This window comes from Lentzea jiangxiensis (assembly GCF_900104175.1).
GTDB lineage: Bacteria > Actinomycetota > Actinomycetes > Mycobacteriales > Pseudonocardiaceae > Lentzea > Lentzea jiangxiensis.
In genome coordinates this window covers 318,834-330,639 of the sequence record NZ_FNIX01000004.1, presented here as the reverse complement: position 1 = coordinate 330,639, position 11,806 = coordinate 318,834, and the positions used below count along the sequence as shown (strand labels likewise).

The window sequence follows — 11,806 nt, the reverse complement described above, 5'->3', positions numbered from 1 at the left end:
CTAGCGGCGCACTCCGGCAGGCAGCAGGTACTGGTCCTCCGGGATGCCCGAGTCGCGGAACCACGCCTTGAAGAACCCGTCCAGCGGCTGCCCGGAGGCCTGCTCGAAGTGCTCCTCGAACTCCGGCCACGAGGCGTTGCCGTCGCGGTGCCGGGAGGCCCACGACCGCAGGGCCTTGAAGAAGACGTCGTCACCGACCTGCTTGCGCAGCGCGTGCATGCCCATCAGGCCCTTGTCGTAGACGCCGCGGAACTCGTTGCCCTTGCCCATGTCGTAGAGCTTCGGCGCCCAGAACGACGCCCTGCCGCGCCGCTGCTCGACGCTGTCGCGGTAGCGCTGGTCGAGGTCCGTGCCCTCCTTCTCCAGCCACAGCCACTGCGCGTAGGACGCGAGGCACTCGTTCAGGCAGATGTCCGCCCAGTTCTCGATCGACACCGAGTCGCCGAACCACTGGTGGGCGTTCTCGTGCACGACCGTCTCCAGGTCCGCCCACGCCGCGTAGATCGGCCGGGTCTGGGTCTCGAGCGAGAACCCGATCTGGTCGGCCACCCAGATGCTGCCGGCCGCGCGCTGCGGGTACGGACCGAACTTCGTCTCCAGGAAGGCGAGGACCTCCGGCCCCTGCGACTGGATCGGCTTCTTCGCACCGGACGTGCCAGGTGCGTACGCGTCGACCACGGGCGTGCCGTTCGGCAGCTTCGAGCGCACGACCTCGAACTTGTCGATGGCGACGGTGGCCAGGTACGTCGCGAGCGGCGTCTCCTCGGACCAGGTGAAGGTCGTCCAGCCGCCGTCGCGCGCGACGGGACCCTCCAGGCCGTTCGAGATCGCCGTCCAGCCGTCGGGGACGCGGGCCGCGACCTTCAGCGCTGCCTTGTCGCGCGGGGTGTCGTTGGCCGGGAACCACGTCGTCGCGGAGTGCGGCTGACCTGCGGCGAACGCTCCGCCGGTCGACGAGATCTGCCAGCCGCTGCGGCCCAGCGAGGCGTCGTCGATCGTCGTCGGCTCACCGCCGTAGGTGACGACGGTGGTGAACGGCCTGTCCTTCGCGAGGGGCGCGGCCGGCGTGATCACCAGCTCGTGGTCGCCCTCCTGCGCGAACTTCGCGGGCCGGTCGCCGACCTCCACCTCGCTGACCTCCAGGCCTTTGAGGTCGAGGTTGAAGCGCGAGAGGTCCTCCGAGGCGGTCGCGGTGATCGAGGCGACGCCGTCGAGCCGCTTGGACCCGGGGTCGTAGCTGATCTTGAGGTCGTAGAGCGTGACGTCGTAGCCGCTGTTGCCGTCCGTCGGGTAGTACGCGTCACCCGCACCCGCCCCGGCCTCCACCGCCGCCTGCGGCGACGTCTCCCGCTGCCTCGCGGGGTCGTTGCCCGGCGTTCTGAACACCACGAGCAGACCTGCGACGAGCACGATCAGGACCAGGGCGATCAGGTACGGGCGGGCCTTCATGCGTTTAATCATCCCCGTGTCGGTGGTCGAGTTCGGCGGAACGGGTCAGGGCGTGCTGCTCCTGCACGGCCTGATGAGCAGGGCCACCGCGTGGTGGCCGGTCGCGCAGTGGCTCAGGCCGTTCGGCCGCGTGGTCGCGGTCGACCAGCGCGGGCACGGCCGGAACCCGCGGCGGGGGCCGTTCCGCACCGAGGACTTCGTCGCCGACGCCGCGCGGGCGATCGAGGAGCTCGGTCTCGGACCCGCCGTGGTGGTGGGGCACTCCATGGGCGGGCTGCACGCGTGGTGTCTCGCGGCGACCCGGCCGGACCTGGTCAGCGCGATTGTGGTCGAGGACTTCGCCCCGGACAACAGGGGCCGGACCACCGACGAGTGGAAGTGGCTCTTCGACGCCTGGCCGGTGCCCTTCGAGTCGCTGGGCCACATCCGGTCGTACTTCGGCGCCGAGCTGTTCTGCGACTACTTCGAGGAACGCTCCGACGGCTGGCACCTGATCGCCGAGATGGACGACCTCTACGAGATCGCGGCGCACTGGGGCACGCGGGCGTACTGGGACTTCATCGACGCCGTGCGGTGCCCGTCGCTCGTGGTCGAGGCCGGTCGCGGCGGGCAGCTACCAGGACAGATGGCCGAGGCGGCACGACGTTCCGGAGGCCAGTACCTCTACGTCGAGGAGGCCGGTCACGTCGTGCACGACAGCGCGCCGTGGGTCTACCGCGGCGCCGTGGAGGCTTTCTTGAGCACGTCGATCTCGCCGGTCTGAGTGTCGACGATCGACACCTCGCGGACCTTCGCGCGGATCGGCTCGACCGGGAAGACGGCGGCGAACGCGGCCTTCACGGCCTCGTCGTCGACGTCGTGGACGAGCGTGCAGTGGGGGACCCAGTTGCCCGGCAGGTAGTAGGCGCTCGGGTTCTTGACCTTGCTCGCCAGCACGTCGTGGATGGCCGAGTGGACCGCCAGCAGTTCGGTGTCGACGACGGCGCCGAGCATCAGCACGTTCTCGGAGGTGGAGAACGTGCTGAGCGTGTGCAGGTAGAGGTCCGGCAGCCACAGCCGTTCGAGGTCTTCGCGCAGCTCCTTGCGGATCTTGGGGCCGATCGTGCCCGCTACGGCGTAGGTGAGGTGCGGCGGGTACCTGTGCTTCGCGCCGACGCGTTGCTGCAGCTCGCGGACGCGTTTGTCCGCCTCGTCGTCGAAGAACGCCACCAGCGCGTGCACTCAGTGCTCCCCGGGTAGCGCGAACAGTCCGTCCCGCGTCACCTCGACCAGCCCGTCGTCGAGCAACGAGACCAGGCACTTCTCCCGCTGCGTGATGTCGTTCCACACGACGTCGAGCTGCATCTTCGGCACCGGTCCGGGGGCACCCCGCAGCACGTCCAGCAGCTTGCCGCGCACCTGGCGGTCGGTGCCGGCGAACTTCTGCGCCTTCTTCTCCGGCCCCGCGTAGGCGGGACGGCCGGCCAGCTGCCACGCGCACTCGGCGAACAGCGGGCAGTCGGCGCACTTCTGGTTCCTGGCCGTGCAGATCAACGCGCCGAGCTCCATCAACGCCGCCGAGAACACCGCCGCGTCCTGCTGCGACGAGGGCAGGATCGCCTCGACGTCACGCAGGTCGCGCTTGGTCGACGGCGGACCGGCGTCACCGGCGCCATGCACAGCGCGCGCTACGACGCGGCGGACGTTCGTGTCTACGACGGCGCACTTCTGGCCGTACGCGAACGTGGCCACCGCACGAGCCGTGTAGCTGCCGATGCCCGGCAGCGACTCCAGGGTCTCCACGTCGGACGGCACCACGTCGCCGTGGTCGCGGGCGATCGCGGTGGCGGCCTCGTGCAGCCGCATGGCGCGGCGCGGGTAGCCGAGCTTGCCCCACATGCGCAGGACCTCGCCCTGCGAGGAGGCGGCCATCGCGGACGGCACGGGCCAGCGCGCCAGCCACTCGTGCCAGATGGGCTCCACGCGGGAGACGGGCGTCTGCTGCAGCATGATCTCGCTGACCAGCACACCCCAGGCGGTGCAGTCGGGACGGCGCCACGGCAGGTCGCGGGCCGCGGTGTCCCACCAGCCCAGCAGCAACTCGTGATTCATCGCCACCATTGTCGCGCAACGAAAAGGCCCCCCGAAGGGGGCCCTCGAAGCGTCAGGGCTAAGCGGCCGCGGTCTCCGCCGCGTCGACCTCGCGCAGCTCCCCGGTGTGCACGTCGTAGACGAACCCGCGGACCTTGTCGGTGTGGGGGATGAACGGGCTGCGCCGCAGCCGCGCCATCGACCCGCGCACGCTCTGCTCCACGACCTTGAACGCCTCGACGGCCCAGGTCGGGCGCAGGCCGGTCTCGGTTTCCAGCTCGTCCTTGAAGTCGTCCTCGGTGACCATCTCGAGGCCGCAGTTGGTGTGGTGCACGAGGAGGACCTCGCGCGTGCCCAGCTTGCGCTGGCTGAGCGCCAGCGACCGGATCATGTCGTCGGTGACGACACCACCCGCGTTGCGCAGCACGTGCGCCTCACCCTGCTTCAAACCGAAGATCTCGAACACCCGGATGCGCGAGTCCATGCAGGTCAGGATTGCCACCTGCAGGGACGGCTTCGCGGACGAACGATCTCCGGGAACCACGTTCCCGAGCTCGTAGTTCCGCTTGAGCAGTTCGTCGATCGCGGTCATGTGACACACCTCCATGGCCTACCGGCGGACCCCCGCGTCGATTGGAACCGGAGCTGGCGCACGTTCACAAGGGGTTCCGCCCAATGTCACGTTCACCGGATCGAGCGATGCTCGCCTCCGACTGGATGCGAGCCGGTCGAGCTACGTTCGGGCCGTGATCGAGCCCACAGGCCCGCTGTCCTCCACGGTGTACCGGCGCCGCCGCATCGCCGCGACCGGGGCGGCCCTGGTCACACTCGTGCTCGTCATCTGGGTCATCGCGATGTTCGGCTCCGACGGCGGGACGGCGCAGCCGACGAACGCGGCCGCGGCGTCGTCCTCGAACCCGCCGCCGAGCTCGTCCGAGAGCCCGGCCGCGTCCTCGTCCACCACGCCTGCGCCCTCGCCTCCCGGACCGTGCCCGGACGACGTGATCGGGATCGTCGCGAAGGTCGACAAGCCGCTCCACACCGTCGGTGACCAGCCGGAACTGTCCATGGACATCGCCAACAACGGGCCGGTGCCGTGCATCAGGGACATCGGGCGCCAGCACCGCGAGCTGACGGTGCTCACCGCGGACGGCGCGACGGTGCTGTGGTCGAGCAACCACTGCCTGTCGGCGGTCGGCACCGAGGTGCGCGTCCTGCGGCCGAAGGAGCTCTTCAACTACGGCACGAAGTGGGCGGGCTCCACCTCGCGGCCGGGGTGCGGGGCCCACACGCGAGTGGGGCCCGGCGACTACCTGCTGGTGGCGAAGCTGGCCGGGAAGGCCAGCTCACCCGTGGTGTTCAGGCTCCAGAACTGATCACGGACCGAACCAGCGCTCCTCGGCGCCGCCGCGCGGACCCGCCGACGTCTTGCCGATGATCAGCTCCGTCGCGAGGTTCACCGACCGCGGCCGCGAGCGCTCGTTCGCGTCGAGCAGCAGCTTGCCCGCCGCCCGGCCCTTCTCGAGCACCGGCTGGCGGACCGTCGTGAGCCCGGCCTCCTCGCCGGCGCGGATGCCGTCGAACCCGGTCACGCTGATGTCGTGCGGCACGCGCAGACCACGGCGGGCCGCCTCGGTCATGGCGCCCAGGGCGAGCACGTCCGAGGTGCAGATCAGAGCTGTGATCTGCGGGTCGCGGTCGAGGACCTGGGCCGCGCCGGACGCGCCGGAGGCCGTGTTGTGGTCGAAGCGCTCGACCACGGGCACCTGGGACCAGTCGACGCCCGCCTCGCTGAACGCCTCGGCGAGGCCGGACAGGCGGTTGCGCTGCACGTGGAAGTGCGCGGCGTGCTGGCGGTCCGGCGTCACGAAGCCGTCGTTGCGGTCACGCGCAAGGCGCATGCACACGACGCCGATGCGGCGGTGGCCCAAACCGATCAGGTGCTGGGCGAGCTCGTACATCGCCCCGCGGTCGTCGATGCCGACGCGGTCCACGGTGCCGAGGTCCGGCTGGTCGCAGACGACGGTCGGCACCGGGCGCTCCAGCACGGCGGCGAGGTGCGGGTCGTCGTCCGGGACCGAGTAGACGACGAAGCCGTCGACGCCGGCGCGGTGCACGGACGCGACGTCCTCGCGCTCGGGGTTCGCGGGCACCAGCAGCAGACCGGTCCCGGCGTCCTCGCACGCCAGCGCGAGGCCCTCCAGGAACCCGATCGCGGCCGGGTCGCGGAACGCGTAGGAGAGGTTCTCGGTGAGCAACAGGCCCACCGCCCCAGCCTTGCGCGTGCGCAACGAGCGCGCCACAGGATCCGGGCCGGGATAACCCAGCCTTCGGGCCGTGTCCAACACCCGCCGACGCAGCTCGGGCGAGAGCTGGTCGGGCCGGTTGTACGCGTTGGACACCGTTGTCCGGGAAACGCCCAGCTCAGCGGCCAGAGAGGCCAGCGTCGCCGGACGTCGCACATGCATCGACCGCGCCATGAAAGGACCGTAACGGTTCAGAACCAATTCGTGAAGTCAGGGTGACCTGTGTCCCTCCAATGACGCATCCGCGCAGGTTGACCCATCTGCCTTGTTCAGAATTTGGTCCAGGCCAATTAGAGGAACGGGTTTCTCACTTCGACGGCGCGGACGATTCCCTCACGACGAGCCGCGGCCGGAAGACGCGCGTGTAGTTGTCGGTGCCCTGCCTGCGGCGATCCGGGTCCAGGCGCAGCACGAGCTCGTCGATCGCGGCCGCCGCCATCTCCTCGATCGGCTGCGCGAGAGTCGTCAAAGCGGGCGAGGAGTAGGCGGCCAGGGGGATGTCGTCGAACCCGACGACGGACAGCTCGTCGGGTATCGAGATCCCCCGCTGGTGGGCTTCGCGCATGACGCCGAGCGCCATGTGGTCCGACGAGCAGATCACCGCGGTCGGCGTCACCGTGTCGAGCAGCTGGGCGACGGCCTGGCCGCCGCCCTCCGCGCTGAACGGCGCATGTGCGACGTACTCCGAGCCCGCCGGCAGGTGGTTCTCCTCCAGCGCGGCGGCCCACCCGGCGCGCTTCAGGCGCGACGGCAGCGACCGCGCGGGACCCGAGACGAACCCGATCCGCTCGTGGCCCAGTTCGATCAGGTGCTTGGTGGCCATGTAGCCCGCGAGCTGCTCGTCCACGGTCACGTCGGGCACGTCCAGCGCGGGCGTGGCGCCGTTGAGGAAGACCATGTGGACGCCGTCCGCCACGAGCTTCGCGTAGTAGCTCGGGCGCGGCGCCTGGCCGAGCGGCACCTCGACGTTGGTGATCTCCGGCGACACGAACACCATGCCCTCGACGCCGCGGGCCAGGAGCATCCGGACGTACTCCTCCTCGCCCATCGGGGCGCCGCTGCGCGTGTTGCACAGCAGCGACGAGTAGCCGAGGCGCGCGGCCCGCGTCTCCAGTGCTTCGGCGAACGCGGGGAAGACCGGGTTCGACAGCTCCGGCACGAGCAGGCCGATCACGCCGGTGCGTTGCAGCGCACCGAGGCCGCGCGGGGTGTACGGCATCTCCGCGAGCACCGACAGCACCCGCTGCCTGGTCTCTTCGTTCACACCCGCGCGCCTGTTGAGAACACGGCTCACGGTGGAGATGGACACCCCGGCTGCCCTGGCGATCTCGGACAGTCCGGACACGTTGCCTCCCAGGTCACGTCAGGTTCGGCGCAAGCCTGCCGCGTTCGGAAAAATTTTGCAACGAGGGTGTGCGGGACGGCGCCGTTACGGCTTGGTTACGGTCGGCGTCTTGACCTGACCATGCTTCGAGTAGTGAAATCGCCCGCAACATTCTCGCAAAAACTTGCAACACCCCTCATCTCACCGGGAGATGGGGCACAGCTGGAGGGAACGGCAGCAACGATGCGACGGACAACCCTCGTGACCGCCATGGCGACGGGTGTCGCCCTCGTGCTCACCGCCTGCGGAAGCGGTGGATCGGGCAGCAACAGCGGATCCGACTCGGGCGAGGTGACCTTCTGGGACACCAGCGGTCCCAACGAAGGCCCCGTGTTCAAGAAGATCGCGGAAGACTGCGCCACCAAGGGCGGCTACAAGGTCAAGGTCGAGACGCAGGCGTTCGACGGCGCGCTCAACAACTACAAGACCGCTGCTCAGGGCGGTCAGGGCCCCGACGTCTTCCGCTCCGAGGTCGCGTGGGTGCCGCAGCTCGCGAAGCTGGGCCTGGTCGAGGACCTGTCCGACACCGACCTCGCGAAGGACACCTCCGACTTCCTGGAGGCCGCGCTCGGCTCCACGAAGTACGAGGGCAAGAGCTACGCGGTGCCGCAGGTGACCGACTCCCTCGCGCTGCTCTACAACAAGAAGAAGCTCGCCGACGCCGGTGTCGAGCCGCCCAAGACCTGGGACGAGCTCAAGGCCGCCGCCGCCAAGCTGGGCGGTGAGAAGGCGTTCTTCCTCAACAACGACGCCTACTACGCGCTGCCGTTCATCTACGGCGAGGGCGGCGACCTGGTCGACGCGTCCGCCAAGAAGATCGTCGTGAACTCCCCGCAGAACGTGAAGGCGCTGGAGACCGCGAAGGGCCTGCTCGACGCCAAGGCGGCGACCACGGCGCTCGACGCGACGAACTCGTACTCGAACATGCAGGCCGCGTTCTCGTCCGGTGAGGCCGCCATGGTCATCAACGGTCCGTGGGCCGTCGCCGACTACCTCAAGGGCGCCGCGTTCACCGACAAGGCGAACCTCGGCATCGCGCCGGTCCCCGGCCCGTCCGCGGGCAAGGGCAGCGCGCCGGTCGGCGGTCACGACTACGTGGTCCGCAAGGCCACCAAGGCGAAGCAGTCGTCGATCAAGTTCATCCAGTGCATGGCGTCGGTCGAGTCGCAGGCGGCCATCGCCAAGGAGCTGGGCCTGCTGCCGACCCGCAAGTCGGCCTACCAGAACGCCGACGTGAAGGCCAACGAGGTCGTCACCGCGTTCGAGCCGGTCACCAAGACCGCGCACGAGCGTCCGTGGATCGCCGAGGGCGGCGAGCTCTTCGACCCGCTGAAGATCGGTTACGCCGACTTCCTGGCCGGCAAGAAGGACGCCAAGACCGCGCTCGACGACGTCGCGAACGAGTACAAGGCCAAGGTCGTCACCGAGTACTCCATCGGCTGATCGTGCCGGACGGCCGGGGTTCGCGCCCCGGCCGTCCGCCTGAGGGGAGATCTCGGTGCGTCGGTTCCTGGACCGGTACTGGTACGCGTACGCGATGGTGCTGCCGGTCGTGGTGGTCATCGCGGTGTTGGTGCTCTACCCGCTCGCCCAGGGCGTGTACTTCACCTTCACGAACATCAACGAGGGCAACATCGCCAACCCCGTCCTCGAACGGCCCGCGACCTTCGACTTCGTGGGCTTCAAGAACTACCTCAACGTGCTGTCCGGCGGAGACTCGTTCGGCGCGTTCTGGGGCACGCTGGTCCGCACGCTGATCTGGACCTTCTCGTGCGTGTTCTTCCACTACACCATCGGTCTCGGGCTGGCGATGCTGCTCAACCGCCAGGTGCGCGGCCGCACGCTCTACCGCGTGCTGCTGATCCTGCCGTGGGCGGTGCCCGCGTTCATCAGCGCGTTCGCGTGGAAGTACATGTTCAACGCGCAGTACGGGATCATCAACCAGTTGCTGCGCTCGGCCGGCCTGCCGGACCCGGTGTGGCTCGGCCAGTCGAACTGGGCGCTGGTGTCGGTGATCATCGTGAACACCTGGCTCGGCGTGCCGTTCATGATGGTGGCGCTCCTCGGCGGCCTGCAGTCGATCCCCGGCGACCTCTACGAGGCGGCCGAGGTGGACGGCGCCACGCCGTGGCAGCGGTTCCGGCACGTGACGCTGCCGGGCCTGCGCTCCGTGTCGTCGACCGTGGTCCTGCTGGGCATCATCTGGACGTTCAACATGTTCCCGGTGATCTACCTGATCGCGGGCCCGAACCCGAACGCCCGGATCCTGGTCACCTACGCGTTCGAGCGCTTCTTCTCCGGCGCGTCCCGCGACTACGCCATCGCGTCGACCTACGGCGTGCTGATCCTTTCGGTGTTGTTGGTGTTCGCCACGATCTACCGGCGGGCGCTGCGCAAGCAGGGCGAGGTGTGGTGACGTGACGCTCGATGCTTCGTCTCTCCAGGTGGTCAAGGCCACCGACCGCCGGTTGCGCCGCACGGACCGGTCCAAGGGCGCGTCGATCGCCCTGCACGCCGCGCTGATCGGCGCGTCGGCCATCGCGGTGTTCCCGGTCTTCTGGGTGTTCATCACGTCCCTGAAGCCGGACGCGCGGGCCGTCGAGCCGACGCCGAAGCTGTTCAACGAGTCCTCTTTGGACAACTACACCCGCGTGCTGTCCGGCGAGAAGGGCGACTTCCTCGCCTGGTTCGGCAACTCGGTGCTGATCGCGCTGATGACGACCGTGATCGGCGTCTTCATCTCGGCCACCGCCGGGTACGCGGCCTCGCGGTTCCGGTTCCCCGGCAAGCGCGGGCTGATGATGTCGTTCCTGCTGGTGCAGATGTTCCCGTTCGCGGTGCTCATCGTGCCGCTCTACAACATCCTGATCGCGCTCGGCCTGAACGGCACGTCGATCGGGCTGGTGCTCGTCTACTGCACGACCGCGGTGCCGTTCTGCACCTACATGCTCAAGGGCTACTTCGACACGGTCCCGGCCGACATCGACGAGGCCGGCCGCGTGGACGGGCTGTCGCCGTTCGGCGTGTTCTGGCGGCTGATCATGCCGCTGGCCAAGCCGGGTCTCGCGGTCACGGCCTTCTACGCGTTCCTGACGGCCTGGGGCGAGGTGGCGTTCGCGTCGGCCTTCCTGTCCGCCGCGGACGAGTCGAAGACGCTGGCCGTCGGACTGCAGGTGTTCGTGCAGCAGAACCGGACGGAGTGGGGGCACCTCGCCGCCGCGTCCATCCTGGTCGCGATCCCCGCGATCGTGGTGTTCTACCTGGTGCAGCGGTTCCTGGTGCAGGGACTCGCGTCCGGCGCCGTCAAGGGGTAGTCCGCGGGCCCCGTCACGAGGCCGTTCCGCTCCGCGGGGCGGCCTCGACGCGTGGGAGCGCTCCCGCCCATGCGGCCGGACGAAAGCGCTTACGTGCGAATCCGTGGAACGTAAGCGCTTTCGTCTGTTCACGTAAGCGCTTGCAACACATAACGTCGCGCCCAGACAAGGTGAAAGGTGCGTCACATGGCAGAGGTGTCCTACGTCAAGGCTTCGCGCGTGTTCTCCGGCAACCCGCCGGTCCGCGCTGTCGACGAGCTGTCCCTGGAGGTCGCGGACGGCGAGTTCCTGGTGCTGGTCGGTCCGTCCGGTTCGGGCAAGTCGACCGCGCTGCGCATGCTCGCGGGCCTCGAGGACATCGACGAGGGCGCCATCCACATCGGTGGCAAGGACGTCACGAACGTGCCGCCGAAGGGCCGGGACATCGCCATGGTGTTCCAGTCCTACGCGCTCTACCCGCACATGACCGTCGCGGAGAACATGGGCTTCGCGCTCAAGCTGCGCGGTGTGGCGAAGACCGAGATCAAGGCGAAGGTCGAAGAGGCCGCCAAGATGCTCGACCTCACCAAGTACCTGGAGCGCAAGCCGAAGGCGCTCTCCGGTGGTCAGCGCCAGCGCGTCGCGATGGGCCGCGCCATCGTCCGCGAGCCCTCCGTGTTCCTCATGGACGAGCCGCTGTCCAACCTGGACGCCAAGCTGCGCGTCGAGACGCGCGCGAACATCGCCGCCCTCCAGCAGCGCCTCGGCACCACCACGATCTACGTCACGCACGACCAGGTCGAGGCCATGACGATGGGCCACCGCGTCGCGGTGCTCAAGGACGGCCTGCTGCAGCAGTGCGACACGCCTCGCGCGCTGTACGACCGCCCGGCGAACGCGTTCGTCGCGGGCTTCATCGGCTCGCCGGCCATGAACCTCAAGACCGTGCCGATCACGTCGGAGGGCGCGAAGCTCGACGGCGTCATCGTGCCGCTCTCGCGTGACGCGATCGCCGCCGCGGGGGGCCTGGACGAGGTCACCTTCGGCATCCGCCCCGAGGCGCTCGGCATCGTGCCGTCGGGCGAGGAGGGCATGGAGATGACCGTCGAGCTGGTCGAGGAGCTCGGCGCCGACGCGCTCGTGCACGGCGCGGTGAAGATCGGTGACGCGTCGCAGCGCTTCGTCGTCCGCGTCGACGGCCGCACGCCGCCGACCCTGGGCCAGCACGTCAAGGTCGCCGTCCGCGACCACAGCGAGATCCACCTGTTCCACCCCGAAACGGGCGAGCGCCTGGAGGCGTGAGT

The 11,806-nt window shown here is 69.2% G+C and carries 12 protein-coding genes; 6 read left to right on the top strand and 6 right to left on the bottom strand.

The window, feature by feature from the left end; translation table 11 throughout:
- Positions 1–1,449 carry a M1 family metallopeptidase gene (locus BLQ91_RS15550; RefSeq protein ID WP_090097533.1) on the bottom strand — a complete coding sequence of 483 codons (1,449 nt, stop codon included), beginning with the start codon at positions 1,447–1,449 and terminating at the stop codon, positions 1–3.
- On the opposite strand from BLQ91_RS15550, the gene BLQ91_RS15545 reads away from it, so the two are divergent.
- Positions 1,448–2,212, top strand: coding sequence for an alpha/beta fold hydrolase (locus BLQ91_RS15545; RefSeq protein ID WP_176959765.1), 765 nt, complete (start codon positions 1,448–1,450; stop codon positions 2,210–2,212). The genes BLQ91_RS15550 and BLQ91_RS15545 overlap by 2 nt on opposite strands.
- On the opposite strand, the gene BLQ91_RS15540 is transcribed toward BLQ91_RS15545, so the two are convergent.
- From BLQ91_RS15540 to BLQ91_RS15530, 3 genes are read right to left on the bottom strand one after another with little or no spacing between them, the layout of a single operon-like run.
- Positions 2,161–2,670 carry a 2'-5' RNA ligase family protein gene (locus BLQ91_RS15540; protein ID WP_090097532.1) on the bottom strand — a complete coding sequence of 170 codons (510 nt, stop codon included), beginning with the start codon at positions 2,668–2,670 and terminating at the stop codon, positions 2,161–2,163. The two genes, BLQ91_RS15545 and BLQ91_RS15540, sit on opposite strands and share 52 nt — an antisense overlap.
- The gene (locus tag BLQ91_RS15535; protein ID WP_425412484.1) at positions 2,671–3,540 is read right to left on the bottom strand and encodes an HhH-GPD family protein; all 870 of its coding nucleotides are present in this window, start codon (positions 3,538–3,540) and stop codon (positions 2,671–2,673) included.
- A 58-nt stretch (positions 3,541–3,598) separates the two neighbouring features.
- Positions 3,599–4,111, bottom strand: a complete 513-nt coding sequence (locus tag BLQ91_RS15530) for a beta-class carbonic anhydrase (RefSeq protein WP_090097531.1) — start codon at positions 4,109–4,111, stop codon at positions 3,599–3,601.
- A 154-nt stretch (positions 4,112–4,265) separates the two neighbouring features.
- On the opposite strand from BLQ91_RS15530, the gene BLQ91_RS41345 reads away from it, so the two are divergent.
- A complete protein-coding gene (locus BLQ91_RS41345; protein WP_176959764.1) occupies positions 4,266–4,895 on the top strand; it encodes a hypothetical protein in 630 nt (209 codons plus the stop codon).
- On the opposite strand, the gene BLQ91_RS15515 is transcribed toward BLQ91_RS41345, so the two are convergent.
- Together BLQ91_RS15515 and BLQ91_RS15510 are read right to left on the bottom strand one after the other, a co-directional pair.
- On the bottom strand, positions 4,896–5,999 hold the full coding sequence (locus BLQ91_RS15515) for a LacI family DNA-binding transcriptional regulator (RefSeq protein WP_090097528.1): 1,104 nt from the start codon (positions 5,997–5,999) through the stop codon (positions 4,896–4,898).
- A gap of 133 nt (positions 6,000–6,132) precedes the next feature.
- Positions 6,133–7,170, bottom strand: a complete 1,038-nt coding sequence (locus tag BLQ91_RS15510) for a LacI family DNA-binding transcriptional regulator (protein WP_090097527.1) — start codon at positions 7,168–7,170, stop codon at positions 6,133–6,135.
- A 222-nt stretch (positions 7,171–7,392) separates the two neighbouring features.
- Between BLQ91_RS15510 and BLQ91_RS15505 the strand changes: the two genes are divergently transcribed.
- The 4 genes from BLQ91_RS15505 (at position 7,393) to BLQ91_RS15490 (ending at position 11,804) form a co-directional block, all read left to right on the top strand.
- On the top strand, positions 7,393–8,652 hold the full coding sequence (locus tag BLQ91_RS15505; RefSeq protein WP_090097526.1) for an extracellular solute-binding protein: 1,260 nt from the start codon (positions 7,393–7,395) through the stop codon (positions 8,650–8,652).
- Positions 8,653–8,746: 94 nt separating this feature from the next.
- Complete coding sequence (locus tag BLQ91_RS15500; protein ID WP_090097762.1) at positions 8,747–9,625, top strand: carbohydrate ABC transporter permease; 879 nt, start codon at positions 8,747–8,749, stop codon at positions 9,623–9,625.
- A 1-nt stretch (position 9,626) separates the two neighbouring features.
- Positions 9,627–10,523 (top strand): sugar ABC transporter permease, encoded by an 897-nt coding sequence (locus BLQ91_RS15495; protein ID WP_090097525.1) that lies wholly within the window; start codon positions 9,627–9,629, stop codon positions 10,521–10,523.
- A gap of 186 nt (positions 10,524–10,709) precedes the next feature.
- Positions 10,710–11,804: an ABC transporter ATP-binding protein gene (locus BLQ91_RS15490; RefSeq protein WP_090097524.1), complete on the top strand. Its 1,095-nt coding sequence runs from the start codon at positions 10,710–10,712 to the stop codon at positions 11,802–11,804.
- Positions 11,805–11,806: the final 2 nt, after the last annotated feature.

Coding starts and splice junctions, on each gene's coding strand:
- BLQ91_RS15545 (WP_176959765.1), top strand. CDS start 1,448: ATGCGTTTAATCATCCCCGTGTCGGTGGTCGAGTTCGGCGGAACGGGT.
- BLQ91_RS15550 (WP_090097533.1), bottom strand. CDS start 1,449: ATGAAGGCCCGCCCGTACCTGATCGCCCTGGTCCTGATCGTGCTCGTC.
- BLQ91_RS15490 (WP_090097524.1), top strand. CDS start 10,710: ATGGCAGAGGTGTCCTACGTCAAGGCTTCGCGCGTGTTCTCCGGCAAC.
- BLQ91_RS15505 (WP_090097526.1), top strand. CDS start 7,393: ATGCGACGGACAACCCTCGTGACCGCCATGGCGACGGGTGTCGCCCTC.
- BLQ91_RS15535 (WP_425412484.1), bottom strand. CDS start 3,540: ATGAATCACGAGTTGCTGCTGGGCTGGTGGGACACCGCGGCCCGCGAC.
- BLQ91_RS15530 (WP_090097531.1), bottom strand. CDS start 4,111: ATGACCGCGATCGACGAACTGCTCAAGCGGAACTACGAGCTCGGGAAC.
- BLQ91_RS15515 (WP_090097528.1), bottom strand. CDS start 5,999: ATGGCGCGGTCGATGCATGTGCGACGTCCGGCGACGCTGGCCTCTCTG.
- BLQ91_RS15500 (WP_090097762.1), top strand. CDS start 8,747: ATGGTGCTGCCGGTCGTGGTGGTCATCGCGGTGTTGGTGCTCTACCCG.